A 22,372-nucleotide genomic window follows, 5' to 3' on the forward strand; every position below is an offset into this window, starting at 1 on the left:
CACCGCCCGGGCCAGCACATCACGAGCCCGCGGCGCCGCCCGTGCACCACGAGCCCGCGGCGCCGCCCGTGCACCACGAGCCTCAGGCGCCGCCCGCGCACCACGAGCCCGCGGCGCCCACGGCGCATCACGAGCCCGCGGCGCCTCACGAGACGCATCGACCGCGCATTTCCGCGACGACGCTTCCCGAGGGGCTCTCTCCCGAGGAGCTGCAGCGGCACGAACGGGCGCGGCGGCTGGCGCGCGTGCTCGCGTCGGACATCGCGATCTACAACCGGGAGAAGCGCGAGCGGGGGATCCGCGACGGGAATCTGGTCGCGGTGCTCGGCTATGAGATCAAGAAATCGTGGGAGACCTACAAGGAGCGGGTCGGGGTCGACTTCGCCAACTCCACTCCGTACTTCCGCGACGCCCTGAACGAGATCGTGGCGGAGGGGAAGAAGATCTTCTAGACGTCCGCGCGGCCGCGGGCCGCGCTCAGGCCGGCGCTTCCTTCCCGCGATCTCTTGCCCGCGCTCCCTTCCCGCGATCTCTTGTCCGCGCCGTGAACGCCAGCGTCAGAGCCCCCGCGATGAGCAGCGCGCCCGCTCCCGCGACCGCCCATTCCGCCCGCACCACACCGCGCCCGAGCAGCACGCCGCAGAGCCCCGCCGAAGCGAGCACCAGGAGCCGGGCCGTGAAGTCGCGCAGCGCGAAGACCCGCGCCCGCGCCACGGGGCCGATCGCGCCCTGGAGGGCGGCCTCCGTCGTGACGAGCAGGAGCGCCACGAAGGCCCCGGCCCCGAAGCCGAGCGCGAGGTCCGCGCCCGTGCGATGCGAGCGCGCGAAGAGGAGGAGCGCCGCTCCCGTTCCCGCGAGCCCGGCCGCCGTCCGGCCCCAGGGTGAGCCGCCGCCGCCGCGCGCCGCCAGCGCGAGGGACCCCGCCACCATGCCCGTGGCCGTCGCGGCGAGCAGCGCGCCCACGCCGGCCACGATCCCGCGCCCGCGGCTCGCGAGCAGGATCGGAGCGGCGACGTGAAGGGCTCCCCCCGCCACCCAGAGCAGTCCCGTCGCGGCGATCACGCCCAGGGCGCGGGGGCTGTGCAGCGTGATGCGGGCGCCCTCGCGCACGTCGGCGTAGAGGGCGCGATAGGCATCGCGCGCCCTCTGGGGCGGGCGCGGCACCGCCGGCACCGCGGCGAGCGTCTCGCCCGCCGCGCCCGTCGCGGCGTGCCGCTCTCCCGCGGCCACCGCCACCCGCGGCGGGACCCGGATCCAGAGGAGCGCGGCCACCGAGACGAAATAGGTGAGCGCGTCGAGCGCGAATCCCACTCTCCAGCCGAAGCGGGCGATGGCGACGCCTCCCGCGAGCGATCCCGCGATCGTCGCGCCGACGCCCGCCAGCGTGACGAGCGAGTTCGCCTCGACCAGGCGGTCCTCGGGGACCATCTCGGGCAGGATCGCCGAGCGTGCCGGGAGGAAGAAGGAGTTGGCGACATAGAGCGCGAAGACGAGCCCGAAGGCTCCGGTCAGGCCGGCGCGGGGCACCACGACGAGGAAGAGGAGCGCGACGATGCCGCGCGCCGCGTCGGAGAGGACCAGGACGCGCTTCCGGTCCCACGTGTCGACGAGCGCCCCGATCCAGGGGCCGAAGAGGATCGTCGGAAGGAAGGAGACGACCGGGATCCAGGAGAGCTCGGCGGCGGGGTTTGCGGGGGTGCGCGCGTGCTCGATGACGACCGCGAGCAGGGCGAGGTAGGTGAACCGGTCGCCGAAGACCGAGACGACCTGGCCGATCCAGAGGGCCCGGAAGCTCGTGTCGCGGAAGAGCCGGAGCGATGCCGCTCCTCCCATCAGACCGCGGCCGGCGTCTCCGGCGCCTCGGCCGCCGCCCGCTCCGGCGGCGCCGCGCCGCGGGCGCCCAGCACCGAGGCGTAGATCCGCTCCAGATCGCGCGCCACCCGGTCCCAGCCGTAGCGCGCCGCGGTGCGCACCCCGGCGGCTCCCATCCGCGCGCGCCGCGCAGGGTCCTCGATCAGGCTCCCGAGCGCGGCCGCAAGCGCCTCGGGGTCGCGCGGCGGCGTGAGAAGCCCCTCCACCCCGTGGCTCACGACGCATCGGTAGCCCGGGATGTCGCTCGCCACGACCGGGACGCCGAGCGCCATCGCCTCGAGGAGCACGAGACCGAAGCTCTCCGAGCCGCGCGCGGGCGAGCAGAAGAGGTCGGCGGTCGCGTAGTACTGCGGCAGCCGCTCGTGGGGCACCTGGCCCTCGAAGACGACGCGCCCCGGAAGCGCGCGGCGCGCCCGTCGCTCGAGGGTGCGCCGGAGCCGGCCGTCCCCGACCAGGATCAGGCGGAAGTCGGTCCCATGCGCCGCCAGCCGCTCGCAGGCCTCCAGCAGCTCCGGGAGGCCCTTCCGCGGATCGAACCGCCCCACGAAGAGAAGATTGGCGCGGCCGTCGGCGTAGCGCTCGACCGGCGGCACGCCGGGACGGAAGCGCGCGAGGTCGACCCCGTTGGGGACCACCGAGATGGGGCGCCTGAACGTGCGGAGCACGTCGTCCCGCGCGGCTTCGGAGACTGCGATCACGTGCGCGAGCCGCTCGAAATACGGACGCAGGATCGGCCGGAAGATCCGGAACGCGGCGTGGGAGTCGGACACCGAATGGAACGTTCCCACCACCGGCTGCCGCGCCGAACGGATGGCGAGCATCGGCAGGCTGGGGGAGAGCGGACAATGCACGTGCACCACGTCGTAGGCGCCGCGCTCGAGATGGTCGCGCAGCATCCCCTCGAGCCCGAGACCGAGCGTGATGTTGTTGTCGGCTCCGTTGTAGAGCAGCGTGAAGTTCCTGCCCATGCGGAAGACGCCCGGCTCGGCGCCGTTCGTCCCCGGATGGCGCGACGTGACGATGGTGACGTGATGGCCGCGCGCGCGCAGCGCCGCGGCGGTCCCGTCCACGTGCTGGGTGACGCCGCCCACCGTGGGATGGTAGGCCTGCGTGACGATCGCGATCCTAAGCGGCATCGGCCGGCGCCCCCGAGGCTCCGAAGAAGGGGCGGAAGATGCACCATTCGCCCACGTGCGCGGCGATGTTCCGCTCCTGCGCCGCGGCGACCCGCGCGGTCAGGCGCTCCAGATCGCGCCCGAGCGGAATCGCGCGGTCGGGGAGATCGGCGCCGTCGAAAACGACGCGGTGCCCGCCCGCTTCCCGCGCCGCATGCGCGTGGAGGAGCGGCGCGCCCGCGCGGCGTGCCAGGAGCGCCGGGCCGGCGGGAAAGGAAACGGCGCGCCCGAAGAACCGCGCGGTCAGGCCCCTCGTGTAGACGTCGCCGTCCACGAGCAGCACCACGAGCCCGCCCTGACGCAGCGTCGCGATCAGCGGGGTGAACCCGTCTTCGGGCGTGCTCACCGCGATGCCGGAGCGTTCCTTCAGCTCGCGCACCGCGCCGTGGAGCAGCGGGTTCCACTGGGTCCCGGTGACCACGTGGACGCGAAAGCCGAGCCGGGCGAGGGCCAGGCCGCCAAGCTCCCAGTTGCCCAGGTGCGATGCCGCGATCACGGCACCCCGTCCCGCGGCCGCGGCCCGGTAGAGGTGCTCGGTCCCCTCGAAGCGGAAGCGCGCGTCCCACGCGCTCGGCGAAAGGCGGCCCTGGCCGAGGAACTCGGCGAGGTGGCGATGATAGGCGCGAAAGACGGACCGCGCGCAGCGCTCCCGGTCCGCGGGGCGCGCGAGCAGGGGATGCCCCGCGCGCGCGATCTCCCGGAGGTTCGCGTGCACCGCTTCGCGCCGCGTCGGGCTCAGGCGGTACTCGAGCGAGGCGACGGCCGCGGAGGCGGCGTTGGCGAACGAGGGTGGAATCCGGCCCGCCAGGCCGAGCGCGATGCGGAGGAGGATGCGGGCGAGTGCCGGCGTTTCTCGTGAGGCGTCGTCGGGGACCGTCACCGCGGCAACTATAGAAGGCGAATCCGGCCTGTCAAGGCGCGCCGGGCGGCGCGGTGTCGCCCGTCCGGGTATCGCCCGTCCGGCGGCGGGCTTCCGAGCCCGAAACATTTGACTCGCCGGGGCGCCCTGACTAGAGTGGCGGGGCCTCCCCGCTCAGCACCATGTGGTCGATCGCGCAGTCAGGGCGTCGGGTCGTTTTCGCCGCCCGTATTCGGCTCGAAGAGCGCGTCGGCGGTTTCCACGCCGTGCAGGCAAGGACACGCCTCGGCGCGCTGCGCTTCGGGACACGATGCGACCATGCGATTTTCGCGGCGGCAATAGACTTCGGGGGTCAGCCGCGCGAGGAACCACGGGGCGGTGGAAATCACGGTGCGTTTCATGCGGTCCTCCGGGGCTCGCTGGGTCTCGAGCCTTGGTCCCGGTGCGATTCCGGCTCCGTTTCGGAGGTTGCATGACGTGTGCCATCGGCGGCTTCCACGGGCAGGGGTGAGGGGATGGCCAGTCAAAAACTCGTACGCTGCGAGTTGCGGAAACCGGGTGAAGACGCCGGAAGCGTCCGCTACGTCCCTCTGGAGATTTACGGTCTCTGGGAATTCCTGATGCGCAACAAGCACCGGTTCGACGTCGCGCGGAGCGTGGCGTCGCTCTGGATCGACGTGGACGAAAACCCCGAGGTGGCCTACGGGGAGAATCAGTACGAGCGGGTCACCGAGGTGACGCTGCTCCGCTACTCGGAAAGCGACGGCATGTTCAGCAAGGTGAACCGCTATTTTCCGACCCAGGAATGTTCGGAGCTAAAAAATCTGCTGCTCCGGCACTACGAGTCGGTCCACGAGCCCGGTGCTCCGGGTCTCCAGTTCCGGGAGCGCCAGGGGATCTGGATCCGCCGCGAGGCGAGGGGGCGCTGACCCTGTAAGCCCTTGCGATCGTGCGATCCGCACGATCCGTACCCCCGCCCGCACGCTCCCCCGGCCGCTTCCGGCCCTCCCGGGCGATCCCATGGCCGCGCAATCACTTGCGGCCACGAGGCTCCGCCGGACCATCCTCCTCTCCGGCTCGTCCTGGCACGTCTCGTGCTCATCAGGCCTGCGGCCGGCGCCAGGACAGGCGACCGCGCCTCGCACCCGAAACGCACATTTCAAGCCGGGAGCCCAGCCATGGTCGTGGTCAGCTATTCGGGACGGGAGATCAACGCCAAGATCGTCTACTACGGCCCGGGTCTGAGCGGCAAGACGACCAATCTCGAAAAGATCTACGACAGCGTCCCCGAGTCCAATCGCGGCCGCATGGTTTCCATGAAGACGCAGACCGACCGGACGCTCTTCTTCGACCTGCTCCCGCTCGATCTGGGCGAGCTGTCGGGCATGAAGACGCGCTTCCTCCTCTACACCGTTCCGGGCCAGGTCTACTACAACGCCACGCGGAAGCTCGTGCTGAAGGGCGTGGACGCCGTCGTCTTCGTCGCCGACTCCAGTCCCGACAAGATGGCCGAGAACCGGGAGAGCCTGACCAACCTCGAGCAGAACTTGAAGTCCTACGGCCTCGACCTCAAGACCATCCCGTGGGTGATCCAGTTCAACAAGCGGGACCTTCCGGACGCGCTCTCCACGGACCAGATGAACAAGGAGCTGAACCGCTGGAACGTTCCGACCTACGAGGCGCAGGCGGCGAACGGGACCGGCGTCTTCGAGACGCTGCGCGGCGTCTCGAAGCTGCTCCTCTCCAAGATCTCGAAGGACGTCGTGGAGAAGGACAAGGGGCTCGGCGCGCCGCGCGGATCCAAGGCGGAGCCTGCCGCGGCCGAAGAGCGTCCCGCCAAGCCCGGGATCCTGCAGGCGCTGAAGCGCGGCGGAAAGCCCAAGCCGGAGCCCGAGCCGGCGCAGGAAGCGCCGATGCTCTCCGAGGACGCCCTCGTCGAGGAGGCGCCGGCGCCGATGTACCTCGAGCGGAACCCGTTCGCGGATCCTCCTCCCGCTTCGATCCCGCCGCCGCGCGAGGAGATGGTGCTCGGCGATCAGGATCTCGTGGTCGAGCCCGAGGAGCCGCAGATCGTCCGCGCCAAGGACGACGGCATCGTCCGCTCCCGCGACGAGGACGGAATCCTGAGCGATGGGGAGATCGAGCGCGAGTCGTCGTACGAGGCGGAGCGCTCCACCGTCTCGTCGGCGGGCGGAAAGTCGATCGTCGTTCCGATCGACCTGGGTTCGCTCCCGCGCACGGGCCGCCTGCGCGTCACCTTCGAGTTCACGATCGACGTGGTCGACGGCGAGCCGAAAGCGGCCAAGGCGCGGCACACCCACATGCGCGACCTCGATCCCGTCTGACCGTTCGCGCGCCGCGCGACGAAAAATCGTATACAGGCCCGCTCCGCGGGCCTTTTTCGTTGACGGGAACGCGCCCGATTCCTAGGCTGCGGCGGTGGATCGCGCCATTCCCATCTCCGTCCCCGAAGGAACCCTCGCCGGCGCCGAATCGACGCGGGCCGAGAGCCTCACCGTCGCCGAGAACCTCGCCCGCGGCGCGGCCGACCCCGAGCACGCGCTTCAGGCGGCGCGCATCTTCTCCCTCGAGGGGCAGCGCGATCGTGCGATCGACATCCTCCGCCAGGGAACCCTCGCCCATCCGCGGCACGTCGGCCTTCTCGGAACGCTCGCCGATCTCCTCTCCAGGGGCGGAGCCTTCGAGGAGGCGGACCTCGTCTTCCGGCAGGCGCTGGAGTACGGCCCGGGGGACGCGGATGCGTGGTACCGCGCGGGGCTGCACGGCGCGCGCCAGGGACAGCTCGAGGCGGCCCGCCGCGCCTATGAAGAGACGGTGCGGCTCGACCCCACGCGCGTGCGCGCCTGGGTGAACCTGGGGCTGGCGCGGGCCGACCTGGGCGATCGCCGCGGCGCGCTCCAGGCGCTTCTTCGCGCGGTGCAGGCCGATCCCGCGTGCGCCGAGGCGCATTCGAACCTGGGCGTGCTCTATCACGAAGAGGGGATGCGCGCCGAGGCGATCGAGTCGTTCCGCCGCTCGGTCGAGCTCGCCCCCGACTCGAGCGAGGCGCACTTCAACCTGGGCTGGGCCCTCCTCGCCGACCAGGAGCTGGAGCAGGCCGAGACGATGCTCGAGGCCTCGGTTCGGCTCGACCCCGCGAACGTGGAGAGCCTGTACGCGCTGGCGCTCCTCCACATCCGCGTGGGGAAGTACGGCCGCGCGGTCGGCTCGCTCCGGCAGGCGGTCGAGCACCAGCCCGACGACGCGCGCCTCCACTATCAGCTGGGGGTCGCCTACAACCGCCAGGACGCCGTGGACCAGGCGATCCTCGCGCTCGAGACCGCCGCGCGGCTGAACCCCGACGATCCCCGCCCGCACCACCTGCTCGGCGTCGCCTACGACAAGAAAGAGCTCCCCGCGCTGGCGCGCGAGGCCTATCGGCGCGCCGCCGCGCTGAACGGCTGACCGTGCCGGGCGTCGGGCGCGCGTTCGATGCGGCCCGGCGCGAGCGCCGCGGCGCCTTCATCGCCTACCTCGCCTCCGGCTATCCCGACCTCGCGGAATCGGACCGCCTCGCGGGCGCCGCCTGCGAAGCGGGAGCGGACGTGCTGGAGCTGGGGGTCCCCTTTTCGGATCCCGTCGCGGACGGACCGGTCATCCAGCGCGCGACCCAGATCGCGCTGGAGGGCGGCGCGACGCTCGCGAGCGCGATGCGGCAGGCCGCCACCCTCCGCGCGGCGCACGGGACCCCGATCGTCCTCATGTCCTACCTGAATCCGATCCATCGCTACGGGGTGTCGCGCTTCGCCCGGGACGCCGCGGCGTCGGGCGTGGACGGCGTGATCCTGGTGGACCTCCCGCCCGAGGAAGATCCGGAGACGTGGGAAACGATTGTGGAAGCGGGGATCGACACGATCGCGCTCGCCACCCCGACCACCGCGCCCGCGCGCCTTCCGACCATCGCGGCGCGGGCCCGCGGCTTTCTCTACGTGGTCGCGCGCCTCGGCGTCACCGGCGCGGGAGGAGCCGATCCCGATACGGCGGCGCTCCTCGATCGGTGCCGCGGGCTATCGCCCCTGCCGCGGGCGATCGGCTTCGGCATGTCGCTCGAGAGCGATCTCGCGCCGTATCGCGGGCGGGCCGAGGGGGTCATCGTCGGCTCGGGGCTGCTCGAGCCGATGCTGCGCGAGCCGGATGCGGCCGCGCGCGAACGGACGCTCGTCGAGCACGTCCATGCTTTCCGGATGAAGATGGAGTCCCTGGGATGAGGGCTGAGAGGCGCGGCTAGGGAAGGTTCGAGAGCACCCAGAGGGCCTGACCGCCGCTGGTCGACACCGTCACGATCCTGGTCTCATCGGGCGACCAGCAGGGGGTGGCCACAACCGAGCCGATGTCGCCGAAGGCAACCGCCTTGAGGCTGGATGCGGCTCCTGATGGCGAGATGGTCCAGATCCCGGGGCGTCCCGTCCGTTTGTTCGACGCGAACAGAATGCGGGTACCGTCGGAGCTGAACCGGGGTGTCATGTCGAAGTAGGGCCCGGTCGTCAGCTGAACCGGCGTGCTGTCTCCTGCCGCCAGCGTGAGCATCCAGACGTGCCGGTACGTCGAGCTGTCCGCCGTGAAGCAAATCCGTTGCCCCGCCGCGTCCCATGCCGCCTCGCCACAGTCCTGCGTCGCGCCTGTGAGGTAAATCTGCTCCGGAGTGGCGACCGTGTAATCGGGAATCAGGACGAGGCGACCCTTGGCTTGCTGCTGCGTGTACACCAGCCCCGTCGTCCCGGGACGCGGCGCGGGCGAGGTCTCGCTGCCCGCGAACGCGGTCAGCTGCCGGATCTCATCGGTCGCGAGATTGCGTAACCACAAGTCGTACCCGGTCGTGGAGGACGAGGATCGCAGCCTGTAGATCAGGACCGAGTCGTCCGCCCACCTCGCCTCCAGCTGGTCCTCCGACGCGCCCTTGGAGAGATAGGTCATGTCCGAGCCGTCCGGCCGGCAGGTGGCGATGTTCGCGTGGGTGCCATCGGAGAAGGAGAACGCGATCCGGTCCCCTCGCCAGTCGGGATAGCTGGCCAAGGGGTTCGTCGAGGGGTTCGTGATCCGGCTCCATTGAACGCCCGTATTCACGGGGGCCGCGATCTGGCCGGAGTCGCAGCCCACCAGCGTGAGGCTCAGCGCTGCCACCAGCGCCGCTGCGCGCCGCGTCCAGAGCCGCTTTGTGCCGGGGATCACGCATTCCATCTTATCAGTGCCAGTGCCCATCCTCAAGGTATCGACAGGTTACGGCGGGTCGTGAGCCCCGAGCGGTGGCTGAATCGAACCGCTCGGCGGTTCGGGTTTCGCGCCGCCCCTTCCTTGCCGCTTCGCCGCCGCCATCGAGCGACGCGGTGAGGCGCCCGGTCGCCGTACGGTGCCCTTTCGCGTTCAGATGCCCACCCCCATTGCCGATCACAGGAACGAGGTCCGAGCGGCCCCGCGCACGAGGCGCGGCGGTCGTGGCAGGAACCCCGTCCGGCAGGAAGCCGGAGGTGCGAGGGCACGATGCTCCTCTTGACGCGGAAGCTCGGCGAGAACATCCGGATCGGTGACGACGTCAAGATCACCATCGTGGAAGTGAAGGGAAACCACGTGAAGCTGGGCATCGACGCGCCTCCGAGCGTGAAGGTGCACCGCGAAGAGATCTACGAGCGGATCCAGCAGGAGAACCGCCGGAATCAGGCCCAGGCCGCGGCGGGGGCCCAGCCGGGCGCCGCTCCGGGAAGCGCGGGAACGGATGCCTCGCAGTCCGCCAACGGATCGGACAGCGCGCCTCACGCCACGGAGGGGAAGGGCGATGCGAACGGTGAAGGCGCCTCGCGAGCCTGAGAGCGAGGAGTGGCTGGTCCGCGGCGAGGAGGTCACCGCGCTCTTCGACTGCGCGCTCCGCTACGTGGGCGAGGGAAACCGTCCGGTGGCCGAGCGCTCGGTTCTCGAGCTGATGCGCTGCCTGAACTCGGGTGGGCGCGGCGCGGGAGCGCGGGTCCTGGCGCACTTCGACGCCTGTCTCGCGCAGCTCGAGCGGGGTGATTTCGACGATGCCTTCGAGAATCTCCTGATGCTGAAGGATTCCTGGGTGGAAGCGCTCGCGGAGCTCCGGAGGGACCGCACCCGTGCCTCAAACATCAACTAAACGCCGCTCCGAATCGAAGAGCGACCTGCTCGATTCCGAAAGCACCGAAACGCCGGTGGAGCGCGCCCGTCGCCGCATCCGCCAGGGCTACTACGACCGCCCCGAGGTGCGCCGCACCCTGGCCACGCTCATCCTCCACCGCGCCGCCCGGAAGAACCTCGCCTGATTCCGCTTGACCCCTCCCGAGGGCCGCTGGTAAAGATGTAGCCGCTCCCGTAACCAGAATCCACAAGCGGAGATTGGCTCAGGGATGACGCCGACGATCGGCCTGGACGCCGCTTCGTGAGACCCCGCCCCGCCACCGATCTTTCCCCCGCGACCAGGCCCCGGCTGCGCCCGGCGCGGGCCGTGGCCGAGAGTCTCTATCGCTATGCGCCCTTCGGGGTTCTGGCGGTGGACCGCGAGGGACGGGTGGTCGCGGTGAACGAGACCGCCTGCCGGCTCCTCGGCTATGCGGCCGAGGAGATGCTCCAGGAGCCGGCCTCGCTCCATTTCCGGGCGCCGAAGGGAGACGGGCACGTCCTTCCGGGCGCGTGCGCCGCGCCGGAGGAGCCGCGCGAGGTCGAGGTGGCGACCAAGAACCAGGACGCCCTCCCGATCTCGCTCCGCCTGCTTCCCCTCGAGACCGAGTCGGGAGCGCTCGGCGGGACCCTCGCCCTCTTCGTGGACCTTCGCGGCGAGAAGTCGCGCGACGAGCAGTGGCGCCGCCGGGACCGCCTGGCCTCGCTGGGCGCGCTGGCCGCCGGCGTGGCGCACGAGATCCGAAACCCGCTCGCCGGGATCGGCGCCTCGGCGCAGATTCTCGCGCGCAGGCTTCCGGCGGGGGATCCGCGCGCCTCCTTCGCCACGCTCATCGTCGAGGAGGTGGCGCGCCTCGACCGGATCGTGGAGAGCCTGCTCCAGTTCGCGCGCCCCGCCACGCCCAAGCTGGCCCGGCAGTCGCTGCTGCCCGCGCTGGAGAAGGCGATCACGCTGATGCACGAGCCGGCGGTGCGGCAGAAGGTGTCGCTGGTCGCCGACCGCGCCGAGCGCGTTCCCGAGATCTACGTCGACGTCGACCAGATCCTCCAGGTGCTCGTGAACGTCGTGAAGAACGCGATCCAGGCGATGCCCGACGGCGGCGAGATCAAGGTCGGGATCGGCGTGAAGCGGAAGCGGCTGGTGGAGCGGAGCGCCATCGGCCGGCGGGCCTCCGACCGCCTGGAGTCGGCGCGGCCGATCCCGGAGCAGGAGGTCGTCGAGATCCGCGTGCAGGACAACGGCCCCGGGATCCCGGCGGCCACGCTGGCCCGCGTCTTCGATCCCTTCTTCACGACCCGTGCCCAGGGGAGCGGCCTGGGGCTTTCCATCTGCCAGACCATCGTGCGCGAGCACGGAGGCGTGATCACCGTCGAGAGCACCGTCGGACAGGGGACCACCGTCACGATCGACCTTCCCGTGGAGAAACGACATGGAGACCGACGCACCGATCCTCGCTAAGCCGTCCGCCGGCGTGCTCGTGGTGGATGACGAACGCTCGCTCCGCTTCACGCTCAGCGAGAGCCTCTCGGAAGAGGGCTACCGCGTCGAGACGGCGTCGGATGGCGCCGAGGCGCTCTCCAAGGTCGAGACCGGCGACTTCCAGCTGGTCCTGCTCGATCAGAAGCTTCCCGACTCCAACGGGATCGAGGTGCTCCGGAAGATCAAGACGAAGCGGCCGGAGCTTCCGGTGGTGATCATGACGGCGTACGGCAAGTTCGAGAACGCGGTCGAGGCGGCGCGAGCCGGCTGCTACGACTACATCGGGAAGCCGTTCGAGCTGGACCACATCAAGCTGGTGCTCTCCAACGCGCTCGAGCTGGCGACCGCTCGCGACGAGGTGGCGCGCCTGAAAGCGGCGGAGCGCCGGCGCGCCGGCTCGACGATCGTCTCCGGCGGCAGCCCCGCCATGGAGAAGATCTTCGGCACGATGAAGAAGGTCACGCAGAGCGGGAGCAGCACCATCCTGCTCGAGGGGGAGACCGGCGTCGGCAAGGAGCTCGTCGCCCGGGAGATCCACGACCTGAGCGCGCGCCGCGAGGGCCCGTTCGTGGCGGTGAACTGCAGCGCCTTCCCCGAGTCGCTGCTCGAAGGGGAGCTGTTCGGGAGCGAGAAGGGCGCCTACACCGATTCCAAGGGCCGGCGGCGCGGCGTCATGGAGCAGGCGAACGGGGGGACGCTGTTCCTCGACGAGATCGGGGAGATGCAGGCGAACCTTCAGGCCCGGCTCCTGCGCGCGCTGGAGCAGCGGCGCTTTCGCCGGCTGGGCGGCGAGACCGACGTGTCGGTCGACATCCGCGTCGTCGCGGCGACGAACCGCGACCTCAAGGTCATGGTGGACCAGGGAAAATTCCGGGAGGATCTCTACTTCCGGCTCGCGGTGATCCGCGTTCCCGTGCCGCCCCTCCGGGAGCGCACCGGCGACCTCCAGTCGTTGATCGACCACTTCGTGGATCACTTCAACCGGGAGTTCGGGAAGCGGGTGAAGGGGCCGAACGAGGACGCGCTCGCCCTGATGCTGGCCTACCGCTGGCCGGGGAACGTGCGCGAGCTGAAGAACGTGATCGAGCGCGCCGTCCTCCTCGAGAGCGAGGAGTGGATCCTGCCGGAGCACCTGCCGCTCGAGATCGTGGGCGCGGGCGGGTCGGCCCCCAAGGTGCTCGAGACGCGTCTCCACGTGGACGCGGGCGTCCTCACGCTGGCGAAGGCGGAGCAGATCGCGATCGAGATGGCGCTGGGGCAGGCGGGCGGCAACAAGACGCGCGCGGCGGAGGCGCTCGGGATCTCGCGCCAGACGCTCCGCACGAAGCTCAAGGAGTACCGGATGGAAGCCCCGGGGGGCCATGACGGCTGAGCCGGCGCCGGCGCCCGGCCCCGGAAGCAGCCCCCGGCCGCAGCCCCAACCGAATCCCTTCCGCCTGGAGCGCGGCGGCCCGGCGTCCCCGCGCGCCGGACTCCTCGCCACCGGCCACGGCGTCGTGCGCACCCCCGCGTTCATGCCCGTCGGCACGGCCGGGAGCGTGAAGGGGCTCGCTCCCGACGAGATCCGCGCGGCCGGCACGCAGATCCTCCTCGCGAATACCTATCACCTGATGCTCCGACCCGGCGCCGCGCTCGTGCGCGAGCTGGGCGGCCTTCACGCGTTCATGGGGTGGGACGGCGCGATCCTCACCGACAGCGGCGGCTATCAGATGGTGAGCCTGAAGGAGCGGGTGCGGATCTCGGAGGAGGGGGTGGAGTTCCGCTCCCACCTGGACGGCGCCCTCGAGTTCCTCTCGCCCGAGAGGGCCATGGAGATCCAGGCCGATCTCGGGCCCGACATCGCGGTGACGCTGGACCATGCCGTGCCGCTCCCGGCGCCCGAGGCCGACGTGCGGGACGGGGCCGAGCGGACGCTCCGCTGGACCGAGCGCTCGCTGGCGCGCGCGGCGTCGCTCACCACGCCCGCCGGCCTCCCGCAGCTCCACTTCGCGATCGTGCAGGGCGGGGGCGATCCGGCGCTGCGGGCGGAGATGGCGGCGCGCACGGCCGCCCTCCCGTGCGACGGGTTCGCGATCGGCGGGCTTTCCCTGGGCGAGACCAAGGCGGAGACGTGGGCGTCGGCGCGCGGCGCGAACGAAGCGCTCCCGGCCGACCGGCCGCGCTATCTCATGGGCATGGGCACGCCCGAGGATCTGCTCGACGGCATCGCCTCCGGGGTGGATCTCTTCGACTGCGTGCTCCCGACGCGGAACGCGCGGAACGGGATGGCGTTCACGTCGGAGGGCACCCTCAACATCCGGAACGCGGCCCACGCGCGCTCGCCCCTGCCGCTCGATCCGCGCTGCGCCTGCGCGGCGTGCGCGCGCTTCACGCGCGCCTATCTGCGGCACCTGCATCAGGCGGGGGAGATCCTGGCCCACCGAATGCTGACCTTGCACAACGTGACGTTTTACCAGACACTGATGAACGAGGCGCGCGAGGCGATCGATCGCGGCGCCTTCGACGTGTACGAGCGCGAGTTCCGCCGCCGCTATCGCGCGCGCCGGGACGACGCCTCCCCGCCCGAGGCCCAGGAGTAATCCATGCTGGATGCCGTCTACGCGCAGGCCGCGCCGGTTGCCGCGCCGTCGCCCGCCGATCAGATGCTGCACATGGTCGCGATCCTCGCGATCACGATCGGAATCTTCTACTTCCTCATCATCCGCCCCCAGCAGAAGAAGCAGAAGGAGGCCGAGCAGATGCTGGCGTCGATCCGGAAGGGGGACCGCGTCCTCACCTCCGGCGGCGTCTACGGCACCGTGATCGGAACGGGCGGGAAGGACGACGTGGTCGTGCTCCGCGTGGCGGAGGACGTGAAGATGGAGTTCTCCAAGCAGGCGATCGTCCAGGTCGTGGAGCGCGGGAGCTGAAGTGGCGCGGAGTCTCCGCTACTACGGCGATCCGGTGCTGCGCCGGAAAGCCGCGCCCGCCCAGGCGGGGCCCGAGCTGGCCGCGCTCGTGGCCGATCTCTTCGACGTGATGTACCGCGAGAAGGGGGTCGGTCTGGCGGCGCCGCAGGTGGGCGAGTCGACGCGCGTCTTCGTCGTGGACGTCGAAGACGACGCCGGACGCACGAAGCAGGCGTTCGTGAACCCGGTGATCACGAAGCGCGAGGGGACGATGAACGGCGAGGAGGGGTGCCTGAGCATCCCCGGGTATCGCGAGGACGTGAAGCGCTGGGCCGCGATCGAGGTCCAGGCCACGGACGAGACCGGCCGCCCCTTCACGCTCGAAGCCGAGGGACTCCTCGCCCGCGCGATCCAGCACGAGCTGGATCACCTGGACGGCATCCTCTTCCTCGACCGCTTGAGCCCGATCAAGCGGAAGCTCCTCGAGGCGCGCTTGAAGCGCTTCCAGGCGCCCGTCCATGCGATGGACGCCGAGGGCTCCCGCTCCTCGCTCTGACCGGCGTGCGGCCGACCGGCCTCCGCCCTCCACCCGTTCCCAGGGACTGACATGCGCCTCGTCTATTACGGCACGCCGGCGCTCGCCGTGCCGCCGCTCCGGCGCCTGGTCGAAGACGGACGCGCCCCCCTCCTCGTGGTGACGCGCCCCGACCGTCCCAAGGGGCGCGGCCTCGCTTCGTCGGCATCCCCGGTCAAGGAGGCCGCGCTCCAGCTCGGGCTGCCCGTCGAGACGCCGTCCCGGGCGGGCGCGCCCGAGGCGATCGAGCGCATCCGCGCGCTCCAGCCCGATCTCCTGATCGTCGCCGCGTACGGGCAGATCTTCCCCGCGGCGCTGCTCGCCACGCCGAGGCTGGGCGCCCTCAACGTGCACTACTCGCTCCTGCCGCGCCACCGCGGGGCCGCCCCGGTTCAGGCGGCCATCCTCGCGGGCGACGCCGAGACGGGGGTGACCACGATGTGGATGACCGAGGGGCTCGACGAGGGGCCGGTCTTTCTCAAGAGGAGCACCGCGATCGAGCCGGGCGAGGACGCCGGAGCGCTCGGCGCCCGCCTGGCCGCGCTCGGCGCCGCGTGCCTCGCCGAATCGCTCGAACGGATCGAGGCCGGGGAGATCCGGCGCGAGGAACAGGACCCCGCGCGCGCCACGATGGCCAAGAAGATCCGCCCCGCCGACGCGCGGCTCGATCCCGGCGCGTCGCCGGAGACGCTGGCCCGCCTCGTGCGCGCGTTCGCCCCCGAGCCGGGCGCCTATTTCGTCCTCGATGCGGCCGGGGCGTCCACCGAGGGCGACCGGCTCCTCCTGCTCGCCGCCGAGCCCGGCTCCGCGACGGTCCCCGCGACGGCCCCGGGGACCGTGCTCGCGATCGACCGCGCCCGCGGCGTGGAGATCGCGCTCTCGCGGGGGTCGCTCTGGCTCCAGCGCGTGAAGCCGGCGGGACGGAGAGCGATGTCGGGCGCCGAGTACGCGAATGGAAAGCGGCTCAAGCCGGGAGACCGGCTCCCGATCATCCTTGGCGCGCCCGCGCCCGGCGCGCGCTCGAAGGGTTCGTCGTGACGCGGCGTCCCGCCCTGCCGCGCCGGCGGAAGCCGGTCGGCCCGCGCGAGCTCGCGCTCCAGATCCTGGCCGCGGCGGAGAGCCGCCGCGCCTATTCCGACCGGCTGCTCGAGAGCCGCCTCCGCGATTCGGCGCTGGCCCCGCGCGACGCCGCGCTCGTCACGACGCTCGTGCAGGGGACGCTGCGCCATCGCGCTCTGCTCGATCACCACCTGGCCGCGCTGACCGGCCCCCGGTGGGACGAGCTTCCTCTCTGGATCCGCGAGACGCTTCGGATCGGGGCGTTCCAGATCCTGGTGCTCACGCGCGTGCCCTCCTCGGCGGCCGTGGACGAGAGCGTGAAGCTCGCGAAGAAGTACGGGCATCCGGGCACGGCCGGGCTCGTGAACGCCGTGCTGCGGCGGCTGGCGGGGGGCGCCCTGGCGCTGCTCCCGGACGCGGCGTCCGATCCGGCGGCGCGCCTCGCGGTCGAGCATTCGCATCCGCGCTGGCTGGTGGAGCGCTGGGTGGCGCGCTACGGCCCCGAAGAGGCGGGCCGCCTCCTCGCGGCCGACAACGTCGAGCCGCGCGTCTCGGTGCGCGCCAACCGGGCGCGCACCTCGACCGAAGCGCTCGCGGAAGCGCTGCGCGCCGAGGGGTTCGCCGTGGAGCCGGGGCCGAACGGGGGGCCGGTGCTGCTGGTGGCGGACGGGTTCACGGCGGCGCGCTCGCCGCTCTTCCGCGGAGGCTCCCTCTCGCTGCAGGACGAGGCGGAGGCGTGCGTCGTGCCGGTCCTCGATCCCCGGCCGGGGCATCGCGCGCTCGACGTCGCGGCCGCGCCGGGCGGCAAGGCCTCGCAGATCGCCGAAGCGGTCGCGCCCTCGGGTTCGGTGGTCGCGCTGGAGCGGCACCCGAGCCGCGCACGGGCCCTGCGCGCGAACCTCGTGGAGCGCCTGGGGCTCGCGCATGCCTGGACGGTGTGCGGGGACGCGACGGCACCGCCCCTGCGCGGCCCGTTCGACCGCGTGCTCGTCGACGCGCCCTGCTCGGGCCTGGGCGTGCTCCGACGCCGCGCCGACGCGCGCTGGCGCAAGGAGCCGGACGCGATCGCGGAGATGGCGGCGCTGCAGGCGGCGCTGCTCGATGCGGCCGCGCCGCTCGTCTTGGCCGGCGGCGTTCTGGTGTATAGTGTCTGCTCCCTCGAACCGGAGGAGACCGACGCGATCGTGACGCCGTTTCTGAGCCGACATCCGGAATTCTCCCTCGACGACGCTCGCCCGTTTCTCCCGCCTTCCTTCCGCGGTTCCGAGCCCTTCTTCCGCGCGCTGCCGCACCTCCACGGCACCGACGGCGTGTTCGCGGCGAGGCTCGCGCGCCGATGAGGGGCCGCCGGCGTCCGGTCGAGCCCTGGCGCCGCCGCGCGCTCGCGCAGCGCGAAGCCGATCGCGTGCGCGGGGCCGAGACGGGCGCCTCGCTGAGCACCGCGCCGGAGACCAAGCTGGCCGATCCGCCCCCTGAGGACGGCGACCGGCCCATCGACCGCTCGCCGATCGCGCTCGACGCGCTCTCGCCCGAGGCCGTAGCACCGCCCCGCGCGGAGCGCCGCCGCGGTCCGCGCTTCAACATCATCACGGGCACCCTCCTCCTCTCGGCGGTCGCGCTGATCGGCGGGTTTCTCGTGATCAACCTGGTGCTCATGCCCAGCTTCACCCGGCAGGGAGCGGAAGTGCCGGTGCCCGAGGTGACGGGACTCTCCGAGCGCGAGGCCGAGCGGGTGCTGGCCTCGGAGGATCTCCGCCTCTCCAAGATCTCCGAGCAGTGGAGCCCCGACGTGCCGCGCGGCTTCATCGCGGCGCAGGATCCGGCCGCCGGAGGCTCGGTGAAGCGCGGCCGGCGCATCTCGGTGGTGGTGAGCCTCGGTGCGCAGGGGACCAGCGTTCCCGTGCTGGACGGCATGTCCGAGCGGCAGGCCGGCATCCAGCTCGAAAGCTCGGGCCTCCGGCGCGGAAAGGTGGCGCGCGTCTACACCGACGAGATCGGCAAGGACCTGGTGATCGCGAGCGACCCTCCGGGGGAGACGGTCGTGGAGCAGGAGACGGTGGTGGATCTCCTCGTCAGTCTCGGCCCGCCGCCGCGCGGCTTCGTTCTCCCCGACCTGACGGGACGCGACGGCTCGGGGACCGCGCGGGGGCTTCGCGACGAGGGATTCTCCGTCGCGATCCGCCCGATGGGCGCGGCCCACGGACCCGCCGACGCCGTCACGGGACAGGATCCGCCGCCGGGACATCGCGTCGCTCCGCGCGACTCGATCGTCCTCTACGTGAACCCATGAAGGGCGCCCCGGAAGCGCGGGGCGCCGCCGGGACGTGGTCCGCTCCCGGGCGCCGCCGCGTCTGCCCCTCGATCCTCTCCGCCGACTTCGCCCGCCTCGCCGAGGCGATCGCGACGGTGGAAGCGGCGGGGGCCGACTTCATCCACGTGGACGTCATGGACGGGCAGTTCGTCCCCAATCTCACGTTCGGCCCGATCGTCGTCGCCGGGATCCGGAAGATGACCCGCCTGCCGCTCGACGTGCACCTCATGATCGTCGATCCGCTCCGCCACCTTCCCGCCTTCGCCGATGCCGGCGCCGATCACCTGATCGTGCACGTGGAGGCGGTGGACGATCCCGCGGCCGCGGCCCGGGCCATCCGCGCGCGCGGCCTGCGCGCGGGGCTCTCGATCAAGCCCGCGACGCCGATGGAGCGCCTGATCCCGGCACTCCCCGAGTGCGACATCGCGCTCGTCATGACGGTCGAGCCCGGCGCGGGCGGCCAGGCGTTCCTCCCCGGCTCTCCCGAGCGGATCGCCGCGGCGCGGCGGGTCGTCGCCGAGCGCGGGCTGGACTGCCTCGTCATGGTGGACGGCGGGATCGACGTCCGGACCGCGCCGATCGCCGAACGCGCGGGCGCCGACGCCTTCGTCGCGGGGCACTCGATCTTCCACGCCTCCGATCCCGCGGGGGCGGTCCGCGCCCTCGGCGCGTCGCTCGCCCGGCCGTGAACGCGCTGGTCGTCGGCGGCGCGGGCTACATCGGCAGCATCGTGGCCGAGGAGCTCGTGCGCGCGCGCCACTCGGCGATCGTGCTCGACGACCTCTCCACGGGGCACCGGGCGGCGGTGCCGCCGCTGGCGCTCCTCGTCGCGGGGGCCATCCAGGACCCCGAGAAACTCCGCGAGGCGTTCACGACCAAGGAGATCGACTGCGTCATCCACCTCGCGGCCAAGTCGATCGTGTCGGAATCGGTCGCGCACCCCGACCTCTATACGCGGGCGAACGTCGAGTACGGAAAGATCCTCCTCGACGCCATGCGCGACCACGGGGTGAAGCGGATGGTCTTCTCGTCCACGGCGGCGGTGTACGACGCGACGGCGCCGATGCCGCTCCGCGAGGACTCGCGCCTCATGCCCGGGAACCCCTACGGCGAGACCAAGCTCCGCTTCGAGCGGATGCTGCGGGAGCGGGGCGAGACCGACGGACTCCGCTACGTCGCCCTCCGCTACTTCAACGTGGCGGGCGCGAGCATCGACCGAGGCGAGGATCACCGGAACGAGACCCACCTGATCCCGCTGGTGATCGACGCGGCGCGCGGCGCCAAGGGCCCGGTCCCGGTCTACGGCAGCGATTATCCGACCGAGGACGGCACGGCGATCCGCGACTACATCCACGTCGTCGACATCGCCGACGCCCATCTGCGCGCGATGCGCTACCTGATGGAGGGGGGCGCGAGCGTGACCTTGAACCTGGGGACCGGCACCGGGAGCTCAGTCCGGCAGGTGATTCGAACCGTCGAGGAGGTCACCGGACGGCCCGTCCCGACGCAGGATTCCCCGCGCCGGGCGGGGGACCCGCCGGTCCTGATCGCATCCGCCGCCGAGGCGTGGCGCGTGTTAGGCTGGACCCGGCAATTCGAGGAACTGAGCGAAATGGTGGAGACTGCCTGGCAGTGGCGGCAGCGCTTCCCGGAGGGATACGAGGCATGACCGAGCGGCCGAAACACGACGAAGACGAGCTGGAGCCCGACAAGATCCCCGAAGAGCTGGTGCGGGTGCACGACGTGCCCGACGAGGCCACCGGCACGATGCTGGCCGATTTCCTGCGCGAGCAGGGGATCGACGCCTTTTTGCAGCCGGTCGAGATCTCGATGCTGCCCGGCGTGGAGTCGGTGGGGCACGGGTACTGGGGGAAGATCGAGGTGCTCGAGCGCGACGAAGCGCGGGCGAAGACGCTGATCCGCGATTTCCTGGCCTCGCGCCCGCGGACCACGACGCGCAAGAAGAGCCCGGAGGGCGAAGGAGGCGACGCGGCGTGAAGCCGCTTCCCAGCGCTCCTCCCGGAGCGGTGTCCGTTCCCGCGCGAGGGGCGGGCGGGGACCTGGCCGCCCGGGTGCGGGCGATGGCCGGGCGCACGGTCCTGGTCGTGGGCGACGTGATCCTGGATCGCTACCTCTGGGGGCGCGCGAGCCGCGTCTCGCCCGAGGCGCCGGTCCTGGTCGTGGACGTGGAGAAAGAAGAGCTCCGTCTGGGCGGTGCGGCGAACGTCGCGCACAACGTGCGCGCGCTCGGGGCCACGCCGATCCTCTGCGGCCTTCTCGGCGCGGATGCCGCGGGCGAGGAATGCGCCCGTCTCCTGGCCGAGCGGCGCGTGGAGCCGGAGCGGGGCGTGGTCCGGGATGCCTCCCGCCGCACCACGCTCAAGACCCGCATCATCGCCCACCACCAGCAGGTCCTCCGCGCGGACGAGGAGAGCCGGGAGCCCGCCGGGGCTACGGCCCAGGAGCTGCTCTGGGAGCGGATCCGCGCCGCGGCCGGCCGCGCCGACGCGGCTATCGTGAGCGACTACGGCAAGGGCGTGGTCACGCCCGAGCTCCTCGACCGGCTGCTTCCCGAGCTTTCGCGCCGCGGCGTCCCGGTGGCCGTCGATCCCAAGGAAGAGCATTTCTTCCGCTACCGGGGGGTTACCGTGATCACGCCGAACGTGGCCGAGGCCTCGCAGGCCTGGGGGCGGAAGCTTCGCGACGCCGAGTCGCTGCTCGAGGCCGGCTTCGGCCTGCGCGAGCGGCTGGACGCCCGCTCCGTCCTGATCACGCGCGGCGAAGAGGGGATGTCGCTCTTCACCGCCGAGGGGCACACGCACTTCCCGACGCGCGCCCGCGAGGTCTACGACGTCACGGGCGCGGGGGACACGGTCGTGGCCGCGATGGGCGCCGCCCTCGCGGCCCAGGCGACGCTGCCCGAGGCCTGCGTCCTGGCCAATCACGCCGCAGGGCTCGTCGTCGCCCACGTCGGGACGGCGGCCGCCGGGGCCGCCGAGCTGATCGCCTCGCTCGAGGAGCCCGCCCTTGGGTGAGGTGCTCACGTTCGAGGATGCGCTGCGCCGCCGGGCCGCGGCCCGGGTCCTCTCCCAGACCTTCGTCTTCACGAACGGCTGCTTCGACATCCTCCATCCGGGCCACGTCGCGCTCCTCGCGCACGCCAAGCGGCTGGGGCACTACCTCCTGGTCGGGATCAACTCCGACCGCTCCGTCCACGCGCTGAAGGGGCGGGGCCGTCCGGTGCAGCAGGAAGCCGACCGCGCCACGATCCTCGCCGCGCTCTCCGACGTGGACGGCGTCTTCGTCTTCGACGACGAGACGCCGCGTGGCGTCATCGAGGCGCTCCTGCCCGACGTGCTCGTCAAGGGAGGCGACTACAAGCCGGAAGAGGTGGTGGGACGCGAAACCGTGGTGGCCGCGGGGGGACGCGTCGACATTTTTCCGACGGTGGCCGAACATTCTTCGACGAAGCTGTTGAGCAAACAGCATGCCGAGATGTCCCGGCGCGTGTAACGCGCCGGAACACAATTCGTTCCTCGATTCACCGGCACGGGCGCGCCGGTCCGTGCCGTCGCCCGCCGCCGCCGCCGAGCGACCCACTCCCATCTCCCTCGATTGACCCGCTCCGTGGGAGTGCCTACCATTCCGGCCGTCGTACGTACGTCGACGCACGCGGAACGCTCCACGTTCCTTAACGATTGGAGAACGCCATGATCGAAACCATCGCTGTGCTGCTCGTGGTGATGTGGCTGCTCGGCATGCTCACCCACTACACGCTCGGCGGCCTCATCCATATCCTCCTCGTGCTTGCCGTCATCGCGATCATCATCCGTCTCGTCTCGGGGCGGAGGCCGGTGGTCTGACGGGCTCTCCGAGCCGAAACGCTTCACGCCGTGCCTGACGGGCGACCCTGGCCGTGGCATCGGGCACATGCCGCGGCCCTCGCACTCGGACTTTCCCAGGAGGGA

Annotated in this window: 24 protein-coding genes and 2 pseudogenes; 21 read left to right on the plus strand and 5 right to left on the minus strand. The window is 71.7% G+C overall.

What is annotated here, in order from left to right; translation table 11 throughout:
* On the plus strand, positions 1–452 hold a 452-nt coding region (locus VE326_11855; GenBank protein HYJ33904.1), incomplete at its 5' end, for a hypothetical protein.
* A 25-nt stretch (positions 453–477) separates the two neighbouring features.
* Here VE326_11855 and VE326_11860 read toward each other — a convergent pair.
* From VE326_11860 to VE326_11875, 4 genes are all read right to left on the minus strand, one after another.
* A complete protein-coding gene (locus VE326_11860; GenBank protein HYJ33905.1) occupies positions 478–1,833 on the minus strand; it encodes an MFS transporter in 1,356 nt (451 codons plus the stop codon).
* On the minus strand, positions 1,833–3,008 hold the full coding sequence (locus VE326_11865; protein HYJ33906.1) for a glycosyltransferase family 4 protein: 1,176 nt from the start codon (positions 3,006–3,008) through the stop codon (positions 1,833–1,835). The genes VE326_11860 and VE326_11865 overlap by 1 nt, the downstream gene beginning before the upstream one ends.
* Positions 2,998–3,927 carry a lysophospholipid acyltransferase family protein gene (locus tag VE326_11870; protein ID HYJ33907.1) on the minus strand — a complete coding sequence of 310 codons (930 nt, stop codon included), beginning with the start codon at positions 3,925–3,927 and terminating at the stop codon, positions 2,998–3,000. Before VE326_11870 ends, VE326_11865 begins: the two co-directional genes overlap by 11 nt.
* 179 nt (positions 3,928–4,106) lie before the next feature.
* Positions 4,107–4,307 carry a hypothetical protein gene (locus tag VE326_11875; GenBank protein ID HYJ33908.1) on the minus strand — a complete coding sequence of 67 codons (201 nt, stop codon included), beginning with the start codon at positions 4,305–4,307 and terminating at the stop codon, positions 4,107–4,109.
* A 219-nt stretch (positions 4,308–4,526) separates the two neighbouring features.
* On the opposite strand from VE326_11875, the gene VE326_11880 reads away from it, so the two are divergent.
* From VE326_11880 to trpA, 4 genes and pseudogenes are all read left to right on the plus strand, one after another.
* Positions 4,527–4,835, plus strand: a complete 309-nt coding sequence (locus VE326_11880; GenBank protein HYJ33909.1) for a hypothetical protein — start codon at positions 4,527–4,529, stop codon at positions 4,833–4,835.
* Between the two features lie 249 nt (positions 4,836–5,084).
* A pseudogene (locus VE326_11885) lies at positions 5,085–5,663 on the plus strand (ADP-ribosylation factor-like protein).
* A 682-nt stretch (positions 5,664–6,345) separates the two neighbouring features.
* Positions 6,346–7,371, plus strand: a complete 1,026-nt coding sequence (locus tag VE326_11890; GenBank protein HYJ33910.1) for a tetratricopeptide repeat protein — start codon at positions 6,346–6,348, stop codon at positions 7,369–7,371.
* A gap of 2 nt (positions 7,372–7,373) precedes the next feature.
* Positions 7,374–8,174: a tryptophan synthase subunit alpha gene (gene trpA / locus VE326_11895; protein HYJ33911.1), complete on the plus strand. Its 801-nt coding sequence runs from the start codon at positions 7,374–7,376 to the stop codon at positions 8,172–8,174.
* Positions 8,175–8,190: 16 nt separating this feature from the next.
* Here trpA and VE326_11900 read toward each other — a convergent pair whose 3' ends face one another.
* Positions 8,191–9,135, minus strand: a complete 945-nt coding sequence (locus VE326_11900) for a hypothetical protein (GenBank protein HYJ33912.1) — start codon at positions 9,133–9,135, stop codon at positions 8,191–8,193.
* Between the two features lie 309 nt (positions 9,136–9,444).
* On the opposite strand from VE326_11900, the pseudogene csrA reads away from it, so the two are divergent.
* The 16 genes and pseudogenes from csrA to VE326_11980 all read left to right on the plus strand — a co-directional run bounded on the left by csrA (position 9,445) and on the right by VE326_11980 (position 22,267).
* Positions 9,445–9,615: pseudogene (gene csrA / locus VE326_11905) on the plus strand (carbon storage regulator CsrA).
* A 121-nt stretch (positions 9,616–9,736) separates the two neighbouring features.
* Complete coding sequence (locus tag VE326_11910) at positions 9,737–10,072, plus strand: hypothetical protein (protein HYJ33913.1); 336 nt, start codon at positions 9,737–9,739, stop codon at positions 10,070–10,072.
* Positions 10,073–10,354: 282 nt separating this feature from the next.
* On the plus strand, positions 10,355–11,551 hold the full coding sequence (locus tag VE326_11915) for an ATP-binding protein (protein ID HYJ33914.1): 1,197 nt from the start codon (positions 10,355–10,357) through the stop codon (positions 11,549–11,551).
* A complete protein-coding gene (locus tag VE326_11920; GenBank protein ID HYJ33915.1) occupies positions 11,523–12,944 on the plus strand; it encodes a sigma-54 dependent transcriptional regulator in 1,422 nt (473 codons plus the stop codon). The genes VE326_11915 and VE326_11920 overlap by 29 nt, the downstream gene beginning before the upstream one ends.
* Positions 12,934–14,151 carry a tRNA guanosine(34) transglycosylase Tgt gene (tgt, locus tag VE326_11925; GenBank protein ID HYJ33916.1) on the plus strand — a complete coding sequence of 406 codons (1,218 nt, stop codon included), beginning with the start codon at positions 12,934–12,936 and terminating at the stop codon, positions 14,149–14,151. Before VE326_11920 ends, tgt begins: the two co-directional genes overlap by 11 nt.
* Before the next feature lie 3 nt (positions 14,152–14,154).
* Positions 14,155–14,481: a preprotein translocase subunit YajC gene (gene yajC, locus VE326_11930; protein HYJ33917.1), complete on the plus strand. Its 327-nt coding sequence runs from the start codon at positions 14,155–14,157 to the stop codon at positions 14,479–14,481.
* A gap of 1 nt (position 14,482) precedes the next feature.
* Entirely contained in the window at positions 14,483–15,016 is a 534-nt protein-coding gene (gene def, locus VE326_11935) for a peptide deformylase (GenBank protein ID HYJ33918.1), read from the plus strand.
* 51 nt (positions 15,017–15,067) lie between these two features.
* The gene (gene fmt, locus VE326_11940; protein HYJ33919.1) at positions 15,068–16,072 is read left to right on the plus strand and encodes a methionyl-tRNA formyltransferase; all 1,005 of its coding nucleotides are present in this window, start codon (positions 15,068–15,070) and stop codon (positions 16,070–16,072) included.
* Complete coding sequence (gene rsmB, locus VE326_11945; GenBank protein HYJ33920.1) at positions 16,069–17,433, plus strand: 16S rRNA (cytosine(967)-C(5))-methyltransferase RsmB; 1,365 nt, start codon at positions 16,069–16,071, stop codon at positions 17,431–17,433. The genes fmt and rsmB overlap by 4 nt, the downstream gene beginning before the upstream one ends.
* Positions 17,430–18,383: a PASTA domain-containing protein gene (locus VE326_11950; protein HYJ33921.1), complete on the plus strand. Its 954-nt coding sequence runs from the start codon at positions 17,430–17,432 to the stop codon at positions 18,381–18,383. The genes rsmB and VE326_11950 overlap by 4 nt, the downstream gene beginning before the upstream one ends.
* Positions 18,380–19,093 carry a ribulose-phosphate 3-epimerase gene (rpe, locus tag VE326_11955; GenBank protein ID HYJ33922.1) on the plus strand — a complete coding sequence of 238 codons (714 nt, stop codon included), beginning with the start codon at positions 18,380–18,382 and terminating at the stop codon, positions 19,091–19,093. The genes VE326_11950 and rpe overlap by 4 nt, the downstream gene beginning before the upstream one ends.
* Positions 19,090–20,073 carry a UDP-glucose 4-epimerase GalE gene (galE, locus tag VE326_11960; protein ID HYJ33923.1) on the plus strand — a complete coding sequence of 328 codons (984 nt, stop codon included), beginning with the start codon at positions 19,090–19,092 and terminating at the stop codon, positions 20,071–20,073. The genes rpe and galE overlap by 4 nt, the downstream gene beginning before the upstream one ends.
* Positions 20,070–20,402 (plus strand): hypothetical protein, encoded by a 333-nt coding sequence (locus tag VE326_11965; GenBank protein ID HYJ33924.1) that lies wholly within the window; start codon positions 20,070–20,072, stop codon positions 20,400–20,402. The genes galE and VE326_11965 overlap by 4 nt, the downstream gene beginning before the upstream one ends.
* A complete protein-coding gene (gene rfaE1, locus VE326_11970) occupies positions 20,399–21,439 on the plus strand; it encodes a D-glycero-beta-D-manno-heptose-7-phosphate kinase (GenBank protein ID HYJ33925.1) in 1,041 nt (346 codons plus the stop codon). Before VE326_11965 ends, rfaE1 begins: the two co-directional genes overlap by 4 nt.
* Position 21,440: 1 nt before the next feature.
* Positions 21,441–21,917 (plus strand): adenylyltransferase/cytidyltransferase family protein, encoded by a 477-nt coding sequence (locus tag VE326_11975; protein ID HYJ33926.1) that lies wholly within the window; start codon positions 21,441–21,443, stop codon positions 21,915–21,917.
* A 197-nt stretch (positions 21,918–22,114) separates the two neighbouring features.
* Positions 22,115–22,267: a lmo0937 family membrane protein gene (locus VE326_11980; protein ID HYJ33927.1), complete on the plus strand. Its 153-nt coding sequence runs from the start codon at positions 22,115–22,117 to the stop codon at positions 22,265–22,267.
* Positions 22,268–22,372 lie beyond the last annotated feature (105 nt).

Source organism: Candidatus Binatia bacterium (assembly GCA_035631035.1).
Classification (GTDB): Bacteria; Eisenbacteria; RBG-16-71-46; order SZUA-252; family SZUA-252; genus DASQJL01.